Here is an 18445-nt window from a genome sequence, read left to right as displayed (position 1 = left end):
GCGTATGACGACACACACGACCCAGGACGAGCTGCGCACGGAGACCTTCGACTGGGGTTCGATCAAGTGGGGCGTGACCGCCGACACCGTCCCCGGTGCCTCGATCACCGTCGGAGAAGTGGTGATCAACCCGACCAAGGGCCACGACATCCACACGCACCCGGAGTCCGACGAAGTGCTGCACGTCATCGAGGGCGAAGGCGTGCAAACTGTCGGTGACTCAGGCGAATTCGCCGTGAAGGCGGGCGACAGCGTCTACATCCCGCGGGGCACCGAGCACTCGACCTTCAACACCGGATGGCGGCAGTTGCGGTTGATCGCGATCTACAACCCCGCCGGTGCCGAGGCGGCGCTGCGCGGAGCGCCGGACTATCAGGTGCTCGAGCCGGGCACGGCGCCCGTTTGGGAGCGGGTCGACTGACCGGACGTCCGACTCACGCCCGGCGGCGCACCATGTCCGAGGCCTGGATCCGCTCCACCTCCGGGTCGCCGGCGATGCCCTCGTCGATGTTCGTTGACAGCCTGTCAACAGCGTGCCGATACTCGTCGGTAACCTGTTGACCGCTTGGAGGTTGTTGTGCCCGTACGACCGCGTTGGAGCGACGGCGAGACCGAGGCGGTCCGCGAACTGGCGGCGACCTACTTCGCCAAGGAGGTGCTGCCCTGCCGGGACAAGCACCTCGCGCAGGGCCACCCGGACCCCGCCCTCTATGTCAAGGCCGGTGAGCTGGGCCTGCTCGGTATGTCACTTCCGGACGAATTCGGTGGCGGCGGAGGCACTTTCGCGCACGAAGCCACGCTGATCGAGGAGCAGGTGCGCGCCGGTGACACGAGCATGGGCTTCGCCGTGCACGCCGGGATCGTGTCGCACTACATCGCGGCATACGGCACGGACGAGCAGAAGGCGCGCTGGCTGCCCAAGCTCGCTTCCGGGGAGTGGGTCGCCGCGATCGGTATGACGGAGCCGGGCACCGGCTCGGACCTGCAAGCGATCACGACCCGCGCTGCACGGGACGGGGACGACTACGTCATCAACGGGTCCAAGATCTTCATCTCCAACGGGCACGTCTGCTCGCTGTTGGTGATCGTGGCCCGGACCGGCGAGGAGGACGGCGCGGCCGGCATCTCGCTCATCGTCGCCGAAGTCGCAGACGACACAACGGGATTCCAGCGTGGCCGGATCCTGCACAAGATGGGGCAGAAGGGCCAGGACACCGCGGAGCTCTTCTTCGACGACCTGCGCGTCCCGGCGGCGAACCTGCTCGGCCCGAAGGAAGGGCAGGGCTTCTACCAGCTGATGGAGCAGCTGCCCCAGGAGCGGCTGATCACCGCCGTCATCGCGCAGGCGTCGATCGAGACAGCGGTCAAGCTGGCGGTGGACTACACCAAAGAGCGGAAGGCCTTCGGCAAGCCGCTCTTCGCCATGCAGAACACCCGGTTCGAGCTCGCCGAGTGCGAGACGATCTCCCGCGTCGCGCGGGCCTTCCTCGACCAGTGCATCGAGAAGCACGTAGCCGGTGAGCTCGATGCCGCCGAGGCGTCCATGGCGAAGTACTGGATCAGCGACCGCGCCACCGAGGTCGCAGACCGCTGCCTGCAACTCTTCGGCGGATACGGCTACATGGACGAATACCCGATCTCGCACGTCTACACCGACGTGCGCGTGCTGCGGATCCTGGCCGGCGCCAACGAGGTGATGAAGGAACTCATCGCCCGAAGCCTGTGAACTTGCTTGATTCCATTGATGATTCGAAAGGACTGCTCCCATGAGCACCGAAGCATTCGTGTATGACGCGATCCGCACCCCGCGCGGTCGCAACCGCGGCGGGTCGCTGCACGGCACCAAGCCGGTCGACCTGGTCGTCGGCCTGATCGACGAGCTGCGCAAGCGCAACCCGACCCTGGAGGTCGACCGGATCGACGACATCGTGCTCGGCGTCGTCTCACCGATCGGTGACCAGGGCTCCGACATCGCCCGGACCGCGGCGCTGGCCGCCGGCCTGCCCGACACCGTCGCCGGTGTGCAGCTCAACCGCTTCTGCGCCTCCGGCCTGGAGTCGGTCAACACCGCAGCCCAGAAGGTCCGCTCCGGCTGGGACCACCTGGTCATCGGCGGCGGTGTCGAGTCGATGTCGCGAGTGCCGATCGGCTCCGATGGCGGCGCGTGGGCGATGGACCCGGCGACCAACTACGACACCCACTTCGTGCCGCAGGGCATCGGCGCCGACCTGATCGCCACCATCGAGGGCTTCAGCCGCGAGGACGTCGACGGGTTCGCCGTGCGCTCGCAGCAAGCGGCGGCCAAGGCCTGGGCCAACGGATATTTCGCCAAGTCGATCGTCCCGGTGGTCGACCAGAACGGCATCGTCGTGCTCGACCACGACGAGCACATGCGGCCGGAGTCCACGGTGGAGTCGCTCGGCGCGCTCAAGCCGTCCTTTGCCGCGATGGGTGAGGCGGGCGGCTTCGACGCCGTCGCGCTGCAGAAATATCACAACGTCGAGCGGATCAATCACGTTCACACCGCTGCGAATTCGTCCGGCATCGTCGACGGCGCCGCGCTGGTGCTCGTCGGGTCCGAGCAGGTCGGCAAGGACCTGGGTTTGACCCCGCGTGCTCGCATCGTGGCGACCGCGACCAGCGGTGCCGACTCGACGATCATGCTCACCGGTCCGACACCGGCGACTAAGAAGCTCTTCGCCACGGCGGGCATCACCGAGAAGGACGTCGACCTCTTCGAGATCAACGAGGCGTTCGCCTCGGTCGCGATGAAGTACCAGCGCGACATTGGCTTCGCGGACGAGAAGCTCAACGTCAATGGTGGCGCTATCGCCATGGGTCACCCGCTCGGCGCGACCGGCGCGATGATCCTCGGCACCATGGTCGACGAGCTCGAGCGGCGTGATCTGAACACGGCCGTCATCACCCTGTGCATCGGCGGCGGCATGGGCGTCGCCACCCTCATCGAGCGCGTATGACGCTGAAAGGTGGTCGAGTAGCGGTGAGGAACGAGCCGCGTATCGAGACCGAAGCGTCGTTTCCATCCACCTGGTCTCGATACACCTCCCCCGCTTCGCTCCTCCGGCACTCGACCAGCTTTCTGTGGCTACGCGAACCACCGACTTTGCCTGACAACAAGGACATTTCATGACTGAGCAGAACACGATCAACTACGAGAAGGACGCCGACGGAGTCGTCGTCCTCACCCTCGACGACCCGTCGCAGTCCGCCAACACGATGAACGCGGCATACATCGCCTCGATGCGTGCGGCGGTCGACCGCCTCGTTGCCGAGAAGGACGACATCACCGGCGTCGTCATCACCTCGGCGAAGAAGACATTCTTCGCCGGCGGCGACCTGCACGACCTGATGGCCACGACCAAGGACCAGGCGCAGGAGTTCTTCGAGGGCGCGACCGAGGTCAAGGCACAGCTGCGCGCGCTGGAGACCCTCGGCAAGCCGGTCGTCGCGGCGATCAACGGCGCCGCCATGGGCGGTGGCCTGGAGATCGCGCTCGCGACCCACCACCGGATCATCGCCGACGTGAAGGGTGCCCAGGTCGGCCTGCCCGAGGTCACCCTCGGTCTGCTGCCCGGCGGCGGCGGTGTTGTGCGCACCGTCCGCATGCTCGGCATCGCCGACGCGCTGATGAAGGTCCTCCTGCAGGGCAACCGCTACCCGGCGGTGAAGGCCAAGGAGCTCGGCCTGGTGGACGAGGTCGTCGGCAGCGTCGAGGAGCTGCTGCCCGCGGCCAAGGCCTGGATCGCGGCAAACCCTGAGGCCCAGCAGCCTTGGGACGTAAAAGGATTCAAGATTCCCGGCGGCACTCCGTCGACGCCCGCCTTCGCGGCCAACCTCCCCGCCTTCCCGGCGAACCTGCGCAAGCAGCTCAAGGGCGCCAACTACCCGGCACCGCGTGCGATCCTCGCCGCGGCCGTCGAGGGCGCGCAGGTCGACATCGACACCGCGCTGGTCATCGAGTCCCGCTACCTCACCGAGCTGGTCACCGGCCAGGTGTCGAAGAACATGATCAAGGCGTTCTTCTTCGACCTGCAGCACATCAACGGCGGCGGCAGCCGTCCGGCCGACCAGCCGAAGTTCACCGCCAAGAGGGTGGGCGTGCTCGGTGCCGGCATGATGGGTGCCGGCATCGCCTATGTCTGCGCACGCGGCGGCATGGACGTCGTCCTCAAGGACGTTTCGCAGGAGGCCGCCGAGCGCGGAAAGGCTTACTCCGCAGGGCTTTTCGAGAAGGCTGTGGCGCGCGGCAAGACCACGCAGGAGAAGGCTGACGCCATACTCGCGCGCATCACGCCGACGACCGAGGCGACCGACCTCAAGAGTTGCGACCTGGTCATCGAGGCGGTCTTCGAGAGCGTCGACCTGAAGCACAAGGTCTTCCAGGAGATCGAGGACGTCGTCGAGTCCGACGCCGTGCTGGGCTCCAACACCTCGACGCTGCCGATCACCGGCCTGGCCGAGGGGGTGAAGAAGCAGGACAACTTCATCGGGCTGCACTTCTTTTCGCCGGTCGACAAGATGCCGTTGCTGGAGATCATCGCCGGGGAGAACACCTCCGACGCGACGTTGGCGAAGGCATTCGACATCGCCCAGCAGATCAAGAAGACCCCGATCGTCGTCAACGACAGCCGCGGCTTCTTCACCAGCCGCGTCATCGGCACCTTCATGAACGAAGCGATCGCGATGGTCGGCGAGGGCGTGCACCCGGCGTCGGTCGAGCAGGCAGGTCAGCAGGCCGGCTACCCGGCGGCGCCGCTGCAGCTCGCCGACGAGCTCAACCTGACGCTGATGAGCAAGATCCAGAAGGAGACCAAGGAAGGCCTGGCCGCCGACGGCAAGGGCGAGAACTACTTCCACCACCCGGCATACGACATCGTCGACAAGCTCATCGCCGACGGCCGCAAGGGCAAGCTGGGCGGCGCCGGCTTCTACGACTACGCCGACGGCAAGCGCACCGGCCTGTGGCCGGGGCTGGTCGAGAACTTCGGCGGTGACAAGGAGTTGCCGTTCGAGGACATGAAGGAGCGGATGCTCTTCGCCGAGGCGCTCGAGACGGTCAAGTGTTTCGACGAGGGCGTGCTGCGCTCGGTCGAGGACGCCAACATCGGCTCGATCCTCGGCATCGGCTTCCCAGGCTGGACGGGTGGCGTCGTGCAGTACATGAACGGGTACGACGGCGGCCTGTCCGGCTTCGTCGCCCGCGCCCGTGAACTCGCGGATCGCTACGGCCCGCAGTTCACTCCGCCCGCGTCGCTGGTGGCCAAGGCGGAGGCCGGCGAGACCTACTGACCGACCGCTTGGGACCCGGTCCACCCCCAGCCCCTCCATCGCGAATGACGGCTTCCTCGCCGAGTGACGGTCCCATCTGACCGTCACTCGACGGGGAGGCCGTCATTCGGCGTTCGAGCCCGAATCACCTCGTGGTGGTATGCCGCCGGCACCTTCGGGGGAGGTCGTGACGGTCCGTGGCGCAGAGCATGTGCGGCATGACTGAAATCATCGAACGACCCGTCGTTCCGGCGGCACCGAACGTCGGCCCGTCGCCGGCGCGCCGGAAACTGTGCATCGTCACGGTCGCGGCCTGCGCGCCATACCTGACCCTGAAGGTGTTGTGGATCCTCGGGATCGGACTGGGTGTCAACGGATCGACCTTCCTCGACGACACCCGCCCCGCGAACATCGCCACCGCGTTCATGGACCTCTGCGCGGCGGGTCTGGCCGTGCTCTTCGTGCATCCGGTCGGGCGGCGGATTCCGGCACTGCTCGTGGGCCTGCCGACCTGGGTCGCGACCGGGCTCTTGACGCCACTCTGTGGCGGGCTCGTGCTCGGCCTGCCCGCCCAACTGCTGTCCGGCGGCGACGCATTTAGGGACGACGGCGGCCTGAACGCATGGGTCTTCGTGGTCGTCTACAGCGGATTCCTGGTGCAGGCCGGGTTGCTCATCCCGGCCTTCGCGCTCTATGCGCGTGACCGGTGGCCTGCGCTGTTCGCTGCGCGCCAGGCTGCGATCGGGACCGCCGGCCCGCACCGGACGCGCCGCATCCTCGAGGGCGGCTTTGTGGTCGGCGCGACCGTCTTCGCCGCGCAGCACATGTATGACGCGATCGCCGGCGGCGGCCTCTACCTGGACCCCACGACCACTCAACGCGTCGCCCAGCTGACGTTCGCGCTGCTCGCGATGGTCGGGGTGGCGGCATACACGCAATTCTGGCGCGGGCGCCCGCAGAGCCGAAAACTGTTGGCAGCAGCGTGGATCGGCAGCGGCGTCGTCTTCGCCGAGTCATTGTCACTGGTCACCGACCTGGTCGTGGCCGGGCCGGACGACGACCCGATCTACGGGCCGGGTGCGGCGCTGCTGTGCGTCCTCAGCTTGCTGTGCGCGCTCGGTGGCGCGATCGCCGGGATGCTCCGTCTGGAAGCCACGACGTCCCGGCTGCCGTAGGTTGGCTGCAGTGGGCGATCAGGGAGCTATCAGGGAGCGATGACGGTATGACGCAACTTCAGGTGCTGAAGGTCTTCGTCGCCGCGGCCGACCGCGGCGAGCTCTGGATCCACACTCCTGCCGTCGAGTTGCCGCTGGCCGGGCACCCGCTGGTCGGCACCTCCTGGCTGCTGCGCAGGGAGGGCGTCGAGGTGCCGGTGCTCCGGCCGCCCGCCGGAGAGGTGCCGACGTGGGTCGACGGCGACGACACCTGGATCCGGGCGCGCCCGGAGTGGGCGCCCGAGTTCGACATGCATCAGCTGGCCGCACCGACGGATGTCGACGCACACCCTGGTGCCGGGCGGGACAAGGTTCTGCAGGTCTGGTCGTGGGGGGACGAAACCGCCGGTGACGTGCGAGTGCGCGTCTTCCCCACCCGGATGGGGATCGACGAGGACGAGGCGACCGGTTCTGCCGCCATCCGACTCGGGGCACTGCTGCGGCGGCCGCTCACGATCCACCAGGGTGTTGCGTCGCGCATCGTCGTCGAACCTGCGCCGGACGGCACGGTCGCGATCGGCGGACGCGTCGAATTCGTCGAGCGCGCAGACTATTCCGACGCCTGACACACCCGCCGAGCGAGCTACCGACCACGCAAGTGGGCACTTGCTACAGTCGATCCGTGACGACGAGACGCGAACGAATACTCGCCGAAGGCATGCGCCTCTTCGGCGAGCGCGGGTATGCCGCGACATCAGTCGCCCAGATCGAGCGGGCCGCCGGACTGGCACCCGGATCCGGCAGTCTCTACAAGCATTTCAAGTCCAAGGAGCAGCTGCTCAGCGTCGGCCTGGACCAGTTGCTCTCGTCCCGAGGCAGCACGCTCGCCGCGCTCGAGCAGCGACCGACCGAACCCGCTGCCGCGCTCGACGGCGTTGCGCGGGCTGGACTCGCGCGCATGGAGGAGGACCGCGACCTCAACCGGATCCTCTTCCGTGGACTGGCCGAATTCCCAGAGTTGCTAGCGCGATTCGGTGATCAAGAGATTGCGAGGATCACCCGAGACCTGGCTGCGCTGCTCGCGACCATTGCCGGTGACCGCGGCGACAACGACTGGGAGGCGCTCGCGACCGTGCTGCAGGGCGCGACTGCGCACTACTGGCTGTTGGAGGACACCTTCGGTGCTCATCCGTCGGGCGTGTCACGCGAACGCTTCGTGAAAGCCATTGTGTCCCTGACGGTTTCGGCGATCACGGGTCAGTCACCGGCGTAGCGCGGTCATCCACAGGGTGCGGTGACGTCGGTCTCCGGACGCGTTGAGGTGTGAGCGGGCGACCAGCCCAACTCGAGGCGAGCCTTGGCGGTCGACGCACGCAGCGACGTGTCCAGCATTGACCGCACGTACGGCGCTGCCAGGCGGAACGCCCACGTCGGCAGGGCGCGCGGCGGTGGTGCGCCATACGTCCTCGCCAGTCGCATCATGACCGTGCGCCAGGATGCCGGGTCGTCGTCGACGATGTTGTATGCCGAGCCGGCAGAACCATTTTCGAGTGCCGCGACAGTTGCGGAAGTGGCATCGTCGAGGTGCACCCAGCCCAGTTCGCCACCGCCGTGGCGTGGCACGGGGACCTTCCGATCGCGGAGCAGCCCCGCCATGTCGGCTCCGCCGTAGAAGAGCCCGTAGCGCAGCGCGATGCCGTCCAGATCCGGGTTGTCCAGCGTCAGGCGTTCGTTGAGGCCCATCGCATGGACGTGCGGATCGGTCGGACCGTGCACGCGTTCGCCGAAGGGCGCGTCCTCAGTGACGGGCTCCGTCCCGTGGTCGAAGTAGCCGTAGCCGAAGACGATGCTCTGGGTCACGAAACGCTTGGCACCGCTGGCAATTGCGAGCTCCAGCAGGTTGCGGGTGCCGGTCGTCCGCAGCGTGTTGGTCTGCGTCATGCCGCTGTGCTTCGCCGGCGGTTTGCGCAGCGCGGTCAGCTCGTGGATCACCGCGTCGACCTGGACGCCTTGAGCCGCGCGTAGCAGTGCGTCGCGATCGAGTGCGTCGGCAACGATCGTGCTGATGCCGCGCTCCCTCAGGTTGGCGGCCCGTGCGAGGTGGCGGGTGATGGCCACCACGTCGTGGCCGGACTGCTGTAGTGCCGTTGTCAGGGGGCGTCCGATCGCGCCGGTCGCTCCCGCCAGAAGAACTCGCATTGTCATCCTCCGTATCGTTAGGAAAGTGATTACTTGCCTTCGAGCGTAGATTCGCGCTCTGCCGGTGGCAAGTGATTACTTGCCTCGATGGTGTCGGCTGCGTCACGTTGCCTGTGGACAGCGCTCGTCGGGTGAAGCGCGGACTGTGCTCTACTGACGCCCCGGAGGAGCCATCACGATCCGCGTTGATCGCGGACAGAAGGGGAGAGTTGATGAAGCGCACGATGACGATTGCGGTTGCGGCAGTGGCGGTTTCGGGCCTGGCGGCCTGCGGCTCGAGTGGCGGAGTGGCGGTGTCCACACCCACGCACACGTCGGGCAGCCCGGCTGTGAGCACGCACTCGACGACCCGTGCCATCCACACCAACGCCGGGTCGCCGACACCATCGACTTCGTCGACCTCACCGACACCGACCGCGACGGCCACCATGGTGAGCGACTCGTTCAAGTGGTCGCACAGTCTGTGCAGCAGGATCGACGTCAACAAGGTCGCGAAGGTGGTCAAAGCCGAGGTCGTCGTGCCCCAGACGAAGGTGGTCACCTCGGACGTGGGCTACGTGACCTTCGACTCCTGCCAATACGCGTTGCAGGGTGAGACGCAGTACAGCGGCCACGCGAGCTACGGCATCTCGGCCGACACGTGGACCGAGGCCGAGTGGGACGAGCAGTTGCGCCTCGACCTCAAGGACAACGAGACAGACAAGGCGATCAAGATCGGCAGCCACAAGGGCATGGCGGACAAGGTCTCCGGCTACGTCCTGGTCGGCAACCGTCTCGTCGAGGCCGTCGGCAACACGGAGACGACGCGCGAGCAGATCGTCGCGCTGCTGAAACTCGCTGTGCCCCAGGCGTCCTCGGTCAAGCCGTGGCCGGCACTGCTCGGCAAGTCCGAGTGTGCCAAGGGCAACGCAGCGGCAGCTTCGGCGATCGGTGGTCCGGCCACGATCCGGCGGGACGACACGAACGGCTCGGTGATCTGTGGCTGGGCGGTCCATCAGGCTTCGGCAAGCATCTACGGCATGCCGATGGACGACGCAGCGAAGGCGATCAAGGACGAAGCGGGGCGTGTCCCGAAGTCGGAGAAGATCAAGGGTCTCGGTGAGGCGGCGGTCTACTTCCCGAACGGCGAGCTCCACGTCGCGACCAAGAAGTCCGAGGTCACGGTGGACGGCACCGGCGAGCACGTGACGAAGGCCAAGCTCGTCGCACTGGCGAAGGCGATGTTGCCGAGCTACTGAGCCGGGCGGATCCGTGCCAGGGTGGTGGGTTGTGACCTCCGTTATCCCGCGCCCTCGTCATCTTGTCACCGGCAACGGCACGCTCGCGCTGACCGGTGAGGCCAGCGTTGCTGCGGACCGGAGTCTGTGGCCGGCGCTGCGGCAGCTGCGTCGCCGGCTGCAGGACAGCACCGGTTTCGAGTTGCCCACTGCGGTCGATGCGACAGCGGCGACGATCCGGCTGACGGAGGTGAAAGGCCTTGCCACTGAGGGATATCGCCTCACGGTCGACGACTCCCAGGTCCGCATCGAAGCGGCCGGCCCAAGAGGGGCCTTGCACGCCATACAGACGCTGCTGCAGTTGCTGCCGCCGCAGGTCCAGCGCCGAGCGACGGTGCGTGGAGTCGACTGGCAGATCGAGCAGGTGGAGATCGAGGACGAGCCGGAATTCGTATGGCGCGCAGTGATGCTCGATGTCGCCCGGCACTTCCTGCCCAAGCAGGACGTGCTGCGCTTCATCGATCTCGCGGCGATGCACCGGCTGAACACCTTGCACTGGCACCTGACCGACGACCAGGGCTGGCGGGTGCAGATCCTGCGCTACCCGCGGCTGACCGAGATCGCTTCCTGGCGCGCCGAGAGCACCGTCGGCGCAGGCCCGGATGCCGTCGCGGACGGTCGTCCGCACGGTGGGTTCTACACGCAGGACGACATCCGCGAGATCGTCGCCTATGCCGAGGAGCGCGGCATCACGATCGTCCCCGAGATCGACCTGCCGGGGCACAGTCAGGCTGCGATCACGGCATACCCGCAGCTGGGCCTCGACCCGGAGCGGCAGGCGCAGGTGTGGACGCGGTGGGGCATCAGCACCGAGATCCTCAACCTGGAGGAGGACACCGTCACCTTCTTCTGCAACGTGCTCGACGAGCTGCTCGAGCTCTTCCCGGGCACCTACATCGGTGTCGGCGGCGACGAGTGCCCGAAGGGTCCGTGGGAGCAGGACGAGCGCACCCAGCAGCTGATGCGTGAGCGCGGCCTGGCCGACGAGGAACAGGCTCAGGCATGGTTCATGGGGCGTCTGGTCGATCACCTATCCGCCTGCGGCAGAAAGGCTTTCGGCTGGGACGAGCTGCTCGAAGGCGACGTCCCCGATGGCACGCTGGTCGCCTCGTGGCGAGGTATGACGGGCGCGCGCACCGCGATCCGCCGTGGTCTCGACGTCGTGGCGTGCCCCGACTCGCCGGTCTATCTGGACTACCGACAGTCCGACGACCCGGACGAGCCGATCCCGGTCGGCACGGTCAACGACGTGGAGCGGGTCTACGGCCTGCGACCGATTCCGGACGACGCGACGCCCGAGCAGGCAGCGCACGTGCTCGGCGGCCAGGGCAACATCTGGACCGAGCACATCGACTCCGCACGAGTCATCGACTACTTCGCGTATCCGCGGGTGGCCGCGCTCGCCGAGGTGCTGTGGAGCGGGCCGGGCGGGGACTTCGCCAACTTCAGCCGGCGACTGGATGAGCACCTGTGCCGGCTCGACGAATTCGGCGTCGAATACCGGCAATCTGACGGCCCGCACCCATGGCAACGTCGCCCTGGGGTCCCGGGGAGGGCGCAGAGCGACGCCGAGCGTGCCGCGCACCTTGCCGACCTGGTCGCGTCCATCGCCGAGCCCGACGAGTGAGGTCGGCGATGTGGTCTGCTCACCCGTCGATCACGACGTCACCCGTGGGCTTCGAGCAGCACATCAGGATCTGCCCCTGATCGATCTCCCGCTGACGTATGCCGCCCTGGTGCTGCATGTCCACGTCTCCGGCGAGCAGGGTGGTCCGACACGTGCCACACATGCCTTCGGCGCACATGCTCGGCGGGGTGAGCCCGGCGCGGTGGGCGGCCTGCAGCAGTGTCTCGTTGGCGGCGCAATCGACGCTGCGGCCGCTGCGGCGCAGCTCCACGACGTAGCGGGTGTCCGACAGCTCAGTCTCCCCGGTCACCGCCGCCCCGCGCGCCGCGAGATCGAAAAGCTCTTCGTGGCAACGAGATTGATCGATGCCGGCGAGCTCGAGGAGCTGGCGCGCCGCCTTCATGTACCCGGCCGGACCGCACGTGAACACCTCCCGCGCGTGCAGGTCGGGCACCGAGAGCAGGTTACGCAGTCCGAGGCGACCCGTCGGCCCCTGCCACGTCTCGGTCGGCGAGTCTGCCTCGCAGATCACCGTGACGGAGGCATCCCCGGCGGCGGCGATCGTGTTCAGCTCGGCACGGAAGATGATGTCGTCCGGCGTGCGTGCACTGTGCACGAACACCACATCCGCATACGGGTCGTTCCGCAGGGTGCGCGTCATCGACATGACCGGGGTGATGCCGCTGCCCGCCGACAGGAAGAGGTACTTGCCGGACGGATGGCGGACGTGGCTGAACTCGCCGTGCGGACCGGTCGCCCAGATGGTGTCGCCGGGCCCGAACTCGTCGTGCAGCCAGTTCGAGACCGGTCCGCCGGGCACCCGCTTGACGGTGATCGCGAGCGGTCCGGGAGTCGTCGGTGCGGAGCTGATCGTGTAACAACGCTGCAGCGTCTCTCCGGCGATATCCATTGTCAGTGTGAGGTATTGGCCCGCGTCATACATGGGAGATGGGCTCTGCGGCGCGAGCAGGAACGTCTTCACGTCGTGTGTCACGTCGAGCACATCGACACAGGTCAAGGCTTCGTCGAGTTGATCGGTCCGTGTCGCCTCAGTGACCGGCCGGATCAGCATGTCGGTCATCGCGTCAGCTCCTCCGTCATACGTTCCAGGTACCAGGTGATGAAACCGGCCACCTGGTATTCGTTGGGCGCATAGGGACCCGGCTCGTATGCCGGACTGGTGACTCCGGCCTGCGCGCGGCCGACGAACGTCCCGTCCTGCTCGTTGGTGTGGTGCCAGACGTCGGTGAGCGTGGCCAGGTCGTAGTCGACTCCTTCGACGGCGTCCTCGTGCACCAGCCAGGTCGTCCGCACCAGCGTGCGGTCGGCGGCGAGCGGGAGGACGGTGAAGGTCACCGCGTGGTCGGCGAGCAGGTGGAACCACGAATTCGGTTGGTGGTGAAGGGACATCCGCCCCAGCCGCGGAGTGTCGAAGTCGGCCAGCAGCTTCTGACTCGCGGCAGATCCGTCGCGGGTGTACGACTCGCCCGCACCGTCGAGCGGCTCGCGCTGAATGCGGAATGCGGACACCCGTCCGCTGATCTCCTCGATCAGCGCATGGGGCATGTCGCGCTCCTGACAGGCGCGCTCCAGCTCGGCCTGCGACCGCAGGTAGCGCGCATGCGCGGGCAGCAGACGCTCGGGAATCTGGTCGAGATCCGTGTAACCCCAGGTGGGGAAGAAGGTGCAGACGAGCTCCGGGTGGCCGTTCTCGCAGTGGTAGCACTCCCGGTTGTTCTCCATGACCAGCTTCCAGTTGCCGGTCTCGACGATGTCCTCTTGGGCCGCCACCTTGGTTCGCTCCAGCTGGTGCGGGGTGATGTATGGCGCCACCCGCGACGCCATGTCCTCGAAGTCCTCCGGCGGATTCTCGGCCAGGCAGATGAAGATCAGCCCACCGACCGAGCGTGCATGAATCCGTTTGAGTCCGAAGCACTTCGGGTCGAAATTGGGTGCCTGGCTGCCGGCGTGCAGCAGCTTGCCGTCGGTGTCGTAGGTCCACTGGTGATAGCCGCACACGATGTTGCCCACGGAGCCGCGCGACTCCGTCAGGACCCGCGACCCGCGGTGGCGGCACACGTTGTGCAGCGCACGTATTGACCCGTCGTCGCTGCGCACCACGATGATCGAGTAGGGGCCGATGTCCAAGGTGATGAAGTCTCCCGGCTCACGGACCTCCGCCTCGGTGGCGACGAAGATCCAGCACTTGGCGAAGACCCCGGAGATGTCGGCGTCGAAGACTTCCTGGCTGACGTAGAACGGCGCCTCGAGCGCACGTCCGGCACGGTGCTGAGCGAGCAGACCGGCGAGATCTGCTGTGCTGGTGGGATTTTCGGCGATCGTGGTCATCGATGCATCCTCGGGGAGAAGGTGGCTCAAATCGGTTGGCAGAGGCGGAGTGCGTCGTAGATGGCGGCGTGGATGTTGCGGCTGGCGACAGCGTCCCCGATCCGGAACAACTGGAACCGCCCGTCGTGGTTCGTGGTCAGCGCCTGAGGCCGGACTTCGAGCAGGGCCTGCTGGTCGACCTCGCCGAGGTTCGTGGACGAGGAGACCAGGTCGAAGTAGAGCTCATCGTTCGGGCTGGTCCCGTGCTCCACGACCACGGCGTCGACCTCCCGCTCCACGTCGGCGTCGGTGTAATCGCTGTGCAGCACAGCGATTCGGCGTCCCTCCGGTCCCCGTCGGACTGCCCGCAGCCGGTAGCCCAAGGTGGTGCGCACGTCGTGTGCCGCGAACGCGGACAGGTACGCCGGCGAGTTCATGCTGCCGACCTCGATGGCCAGGGTCCGCTCCGGAGTGACGATCTCGACCGCGGCGCCGTGCGACGCCAGCAGCTCGGCGGCGTCCATGGCCGGCTCGGCGCCGTTGTCGTCATACACGAGCACGGTGCCGTTCGGTCGTTCTGCGCCGCTCATCACGTCCCAGGTGTCCAGCACCAGGTCCTGTCCCTCGGTCAGGAACGACCGGTCCGGCATGCCGCCGGTGGCGACCAGCACCAGATCCGGGTCCTCGGCGAGCACCTGCTCGGCCTCCGCGTAGACGCCGTAACGGAATTCGACGTCGGCGTGCTTGGCCTCGGCGACCCGCCAGTCGATGATGCCGGTCAGGTCTCGCCGTCGCGGCGAGGCGGCAGCGAGCAGTATTTGGCCCCCGGGGCGGTCGGCGGCCTCGAACACGACGACCCGGTGGCCGCGCTCGCCGAGGACACGAGCGGCTTCGAGGCCGGCCGGGCCGGCGCCGATCACGACAGCGTTGCGTGACTTCGCGCTGGGCGCGATGACGTGCGACATCGTCAGCTCGCGTCCGGTCGCCGGATTGTGGATGCACTTCGCGTCGCCGGATGCGTAGAGCGAGTCGAGGCAGTAGCTGGCTCCGACGCACGGCCGGATGCGGTCCTCGTCGCCCGACCGGATCTTCGCGACGAGATAGGGATCGGCGAGTTGCGGCCGCGTCATACCGACCAGGTCCAGCAGGCCGTCCCGTATGGCGTGCCGCGCCGTCGCGACGTCGGAGATCCGCGCCGCGTGCATCACCGGTATGTCGATCGCGCGCCGGATCTCACCCGCGAACTCCAGGAAGGGCGCGGACGGCGTGCCCATCGACGGAATGGTCCTGGCCAGCGCGGCATCGCTGTCCAGGCGTCCCTTGATGACGCTGAGGAAGTCAACACCGTCGGCCACGAGGGTGCGCAGTGCCGCCACCGTGTCCTCGGCGTGCAACCCGTCGGGGTCGTCCTCGTCCATCGCCATCCGGACACCGATGATGAAGTCCGGTCCGACAGCCGCACGAATCGCTTGAATCACCCGTCGGGGGAACGTCATTCGGCGTTCAGGGTCGCCACCGAAGGCGTCGTCACGGTCGTTGGTGACCGGCGACAGGAAGCTGTCGAACAGGTGGGAGTAGGCCTCGATCTCGATGCCGTCCAGCCCGCCGGCCTGACAGCGGCGGGCGCCATCGGCATACGCGCTGACGATCCGTGCCAGGTCCCAGTCCTCGGCGACTTTCGGGAACGCACGATGCTGTGACTCGCGGCTGCGGGACGGGTAGACGACCGGCAGCCAGTCGCCGGTGTAGTTGCTGGTGCGGCGGCCGAGGTGGGTGACCTGGCACATCACCGCGGCGCCCTCGTCGTGCACCTCGTCGGAGAGGCGCTGGAGCCAGGGCACGATCTCGTCGCGGTAGAGCAGGAGGTTCCCGAACGACGGCGGGCTGTCCGGTGCGACGACCGCCGACCCACCGATCATCGTCAAACCGACTCCGCCGCGGGCCTTTTCGACGTGGTAGGCGCGGTAGCGATCCGTCGGCATCCCACCCTCGCCGTATGCCGGCTCGTGGGACGTGCTGACCACCCGGTTGCGGAGAGTGAGGTCCCGGAGTGTGAAGGGCTCCAGGAGTGGATCGAAGGTTCGCACACCGCCAGTGTGGGACGGGTCACTGCTGAAGAAAAGCAAACGAACCTGCACGATAACGTGCAAACTGATTGCATGATCGATCCTCGGCTCCATGTGCTTCGCATGGTGGCCTCACACGGCACGGTCACGGCCGCTGCGCGAGCGCTCAACTACACGCCGTCCGCGGTCTCTCACCAATTGCGCTCTCTCGCAAGGGAACTCGACGTGACCTTGCTCGTGCAGGAGGGGCGCGGGGTTCGACTCACTCCCGCAGCCAGGACGCTGCTCGCGCATGCGGACGAGCTGTATGCCCGCTGGGAGGAGATGAAGGCCGAGCTCGCCACCGCCAGCGGTCGCGGCCTGGGCACGCTGCGGCTGTGCGGCTTCTCGACGGCGGCAGCGACGCTGCTGCCGCCGGTCGCCCAGCAGCTGCGCACCACTCACCCGGAGACCGTGGTGCAGATCATCGAAGCGGATCCGGAGGAGTGCTTCGACCTGTTGCTGGCCGACCATGCCGACGTAGCGGTCGTGGTGGCGACGTCGGCGTTGCCGCCGAGTGTGGATCCGCGGTTCGACCAGGAGCCGTTGCTCGATGACCCGCTCGACGTGCTGCTCCCGACCGACCATCCGCTGGCGCACGAGACCTCGGTCCGGCTCGACCAGACCGCGGCCGAGCCGTGGATCCTGGACCGGCCCGGTCGGCCCTATCACCAGCTGGTGATCAGCGCCTGCAACGACGCCGGTTTCACCCCGGCCATCGCGCACCGGGCGACGGAGTGGGAGACGGCGGCCGCGCTCGTCGCCGCCGGGCTCGGCATCGCGATGATCCCCCGACTGGCACGGCTTCCTGCCGGGTATGCCGTGGCGCGAGTGCAACTGCACGGCGACCCGAGCCCGTCGCGGCACATCCTCACCAGTGTGCGTCGCGGCAGTGCGCAGTACCCGGAGATCGCGACGACCCTGGAAGCCCTGCGCTCCACCGCCAGCCGGAGCATGGAGTCGCTCGGGTCGTGCGAAGACCCGCCCGGGCAGCAGCGGCAGCACCCCGCAGAGTGATGCCGCTGCGACCGCGTCAGGCGACCATGCCGTGCGGGTCGATGACGTACTTCTTGGCGGCGCCCTTGTCGAAGTCGGCGTAGCCCTGCGGCGCTTCGTCGAGGGTGATCTTCGTGGCGTTCACCGCCTTCGCGATCTGCGCCTTGTCGGCCAGGATGAGATTCATCAGCTGCCGGTTGTACTTCTTCACCGGGCACTGACCCGTGGTGAAGGAGTGCGACTTGGCCCAGCCGAGTCCGAGGCGGACGCCGAGCTGGCCGATCTTGGCGTTCTCGTCGACGGCGCCCGGGTCACCGGTGACGTAGAGCCCCGGTATGCCGAGCGACGCACCTGCGCGCGAGATGCTCATGATGTCGTTGAGCACCGTTGCAGGAGCCTCGTCCGCACCGGATCCGTGACCGCGGGCTTCGAAGCCGACGGCGTCGATCGCCGCATCGACCTCGGGTTCACCGACGATCTGCTCGAGCTGGTCCTCGATCGTCGCATCGGTCGACAGGTCGATGGTCTCGCAGCCGAAGCTACGTGCCTGCTTGAGTCGGTCGGTGTTCATGTCGCCGACGATCACGACGGATGCCCCGAGCACCTGCGCGGCGTGAGCTGCCGCCAGCCCGACCGGGCCGGCGCCCGCGACATACACCGTGGAGCCGGTGGTCACGCCCGCCGTGTAGGCGCCGTGGTAGCCGGTCGGGAAGATGTCGGACAGCATCGTCAGGTCGAGGATCTTCTCCAAGGCCTGATCGCGGTCGGGGAACTTCAGCAGGTTGAAGTCGGCATACGGCACCATGACGTATTCCGCCTGGCCGCCGATCCAGCCACCCATGTCGACATACCCGTATGCCGCGCCGGCGCGAGCAGGATTGACGTTCAAGCAGATTCCGGTCTTGCCCTCGTTGCACATCCGGCACCGCCCGCAGGCGATGTTGAACGGCACGGAGCAGATGTCACCTTCCTTGACGAAGAGCACGTCGTCACCGGTCTCGACGACCTCACCGGTGATCTCGTGGCCCAGGGTCTGCCCGACCGGGGCGGTTGTCCGGCCGCGGACCATGTGCTGGTCGCTGCCGCAGATGTTGGTCGTGACCAGCTTCAGAATCGCGGCGTGCGGCGCCTTCTTCTTCAGCTTCAGTCCCGACGAAACGTCCTCGGGGAGTTCGAGTTTCGGGTAGTCGATCGACTCGACGGCGACTTCGCCCGCACCCTTGTAGACGACGACTCGGTTTCCGGCCATGAGGAGACTCCAATCTCGATCGATCACGGCAATGTGTCGTGAGCTGGATCACTCCAAGCTAGCCCCGGAAGATGTGAGGCAGTCAGCGGTCGGCAGATTCGGTGCGAAGGACGACTACGAGCAGCTGGTCGCAGGCCAGGAGGTCGGCGCCCCAACGACATGAAGCAGTGATCAGAACCGTCCGAAACCGCCTGCACTGCACTACGATTCGGCGGGCAGGC

At 67.2% G+C, this 18445-nt stretch carries 15 protein-coding genes; 10 read left to right on the top strand and 5 right to left on the bottom strand.

The window, feature by feature from the left end:
* Positions 1 to 4: 4 nt before the first annotated feature.
* From ACSZL9_RS15370 to ACSZL9_RS15340, 7 genes are all read left to right on the top strand, one after another.
* Positions 5 to 421 carry a cupin domain-containing protein gene (locus ACSZL9_RS15370; RefSeq protein ID WP_446666391.1) on the top strand — a complete coding sequence of 139 codons (417 nt, stop codon included), beginning with the start codon at positions 5 to 7 and terminating at the stop codon, positions 419 to 421.
* A 156-nt stretch (positions 422 to 577) separates the two neighbouring features.
* The gene (locus ACSZL9_RS15365) at positions 578 to 1726 is read left to right on the top strand and encodes an acyl-CoA dehydrogenase family protein (RefSeq protein WP_446666390.1); all 1149 of its coding nucleotides are present in this window, start codon (positions 578 to 580) and stop codon (positions 1724 to 1726) included.
* 40 nt (positions 1727 to 1766) lie between these two features.
* Positions 1767 to 2978, top strand: coding sequence for an acetyl-CoA C-acetyltransferase (locus ACSZL9_RS15360; RefSeq protein WP_446666389.1), 1212 nt, complete (start codon positions 1767 to 1769; stop codon positions 2976 to 2978).
* A 169-nt stretch (positions 2979 to 3147) separates the two neighbouring features.
* Positions 3148 to 5310, top strand: a complete 2163-nt coding sequence (locus tag ACSZL9_RS15355; RefSeq protein ID WP_446666388.1) for a 3-hydroxyacyl-CoA dehydrogenase NAD-binding domain-containing protein — start codon at positions 3148 to 3150, stop codon at positions 5308 to 5310.
* A 197-nt stretch (positions 5311 to 5507) separates the two neighbouring features.
* Entirely contained in the window at positions 5508 to 6464 is a 957-nt protein-coding gene (locus tag ACSZL9_RS15350; RefSeq protein ID WP_446666387.1) for a hypothetical protein, read from the top strand.
* A gap of 47 nt (positions 6465 to 6511) precedes the next feature.
* On the top strand, positions 6512 to 7069 hold the full coding sequence (locus ACSZL9_RS15345) for a PhzF family phenazine biosynthesis protein (RefSeq protein ID WP_446666386.1): 558 nt from the start codon (positions 6512 to 6514) through the stop codon (positions 7067 to 7069).
* 56 nt (positions 7070 to 7125) lie between these two features.
* Positions 7126 to 7716, top strand: coding sequence for a TetR/AcrR family transcriptional regulator (locus ACSZL9_RS15340; protein ID WP_446666385.1), 591 nt, complete (start codon positions 7126 to 7128; stop codon positions 7714 to 7716).
* 5 nt (positions 7717 to 7721) lie between these two features.
* Here the strand turns inward: ACSZL9_RS15340 and ACSZL9_RS15335 are convergent, their stop codons facing one another.
* Positions 7722 to 8642 carry an NAD-dependent epimerase/dehydratase family protein gene (locus ACSZL9_RS15335; RefSeq protein ID WP_446666384.1) on the bottom strand — a complete coding sequence of 307 codons (921 nt, stop codon included), beginning with the start codon at positions 8640 to 8642 and terminating at the stop codon, positions 7722 to 7724.
* 212 nt (positions 8643 to 8854) lie between these two features.
* Between ACSZL9_RS15335 and ACSZL9_RS15330 the strand changes: the two genes are divergently transcribed.
* Both ACSZL9_RS15330 and ACSZL9_RS15325 read left to right on the top strand, forming a co-directional pair.
* Positions 8855 to 9880 carry a hypothetical protein gene (locus tag ACSZL9_RS15330; protein WP_446666383.1) on the top strand — a complete coding sequence of 342 codons (1026 nt, stop codon included), beginning with the start codon at positions 8855 to 8857 and terminating at the stop codon, positions 9878 to 9880.
* A gap of 31 nt (positions 9881 to 9911) precedes the next feature.
* Positions 9912 to 11546: a beta-N-acetylhexosaminidase gene (locus ACSZL9_RS15325; protein WP_446666382.1), complete on the top strand. Its 1635-nt coding sequence runs from the start codon at positions 9912 to 9914 to the stop codon at positions 11544 to 11546.
* A 19-nt stretch (positions 11547 to 11565) separates the two neighbouring features.
* Here ACSZL9_RS15325 and ACSZL9_RS15320 read toward each other — a convergent pair whose 3' ends face one another.
* The 3 genes from ACSZL9_RS15320 to ACSZL9_RS15310 are packed head-to-tail and all read right to left on the bottom strand — an operon-like array spanning position 11566 to position 15961.
* Positions 11566 to 12627, bottom strand: a complete 1062-nt coding sequence (locus ACSZL9_RS15320; RefSeq protein ID WP_446666381.1) for an FAD-binding oxidoreductase — start codon at positions 12625 to 12627, stop codon at positions 11566 to 11568.
* The gene (locus ACSZL9_RS15315) at positions 12624 to 13895 is read right to left on the bottom strand and encodes an aromatic ring-hydroxylating oxygenase subunit alpha (RefSeq protein ID WP_446666380.1); all 1272 of its coding nucleotides are present in this window, start codon (positions 13893 to 13895) and stop codon (positions 12624 to 12626) included. The genes ACSZL9_RS15320 and ACSZL9_RS15315 overlap by 4 nt, the downstream gene beginning before the upstream one ends.
* A gap of 26 nt (positions 13896 to 13921) precedes the next feature.
* Positions 13922 to 15961 carry an oxidoreductase gene (locus tag ACSZL9_RS15310; protein WP_446666379.1) on the bottom strand — a complete coding sequence of 680 codons (2040 nt, stop codon included), beginning with the start codon at positions 15959 to 15961 and terminating at the stop codon, positions 13922 to 13924.
* Positions 15962 to 16033: 72 nt separating this feature from the next.
* Here ACSZL9_RS15310 and ACSZL9_RS15305 point away from each other — a divergent pair, with 72 nt between their 5' ends.
* Complete coding sequence (locus ACSZL9_RS15305; protein ID WP_446666378.1) at positions 16034 to 16996, top strand: LysR family transcriptional regulator; 963 nt, start codon at positions 16034 to 16036, stop codon at positions 16994 to 16996.
* A 16-nt stretch (positions 16997 to 17012) separates the two neighbouring features.
* Here ACSZL9_RS15305 and fdhA read toward each other — a convergent pair whose 3' ends face one another.
* Positions 17013 to 18224 (bottom strand): formaldehyde dehydrogenase, glutathione-independent, encoded by a 1212-nt coding sequence (gene fdhA, locus ACSZL9_RS15300; RefSeq protein WP_446666377.1) that lies wholly within the window; start codon positions 18222 to 18224, stop codon positions 17013 to 17015.
* Positions 18225 to 18445: the final 221 nt, after the last annotated feature.

The sequence above is a fragment of the Flexivirga sp. B27 genome, assembly GCF_052905685.1.
Note: the sequence above shows the minus strand (reverse complement) of the source record. Positions and strands in the feature narration are given on the sequence as shown.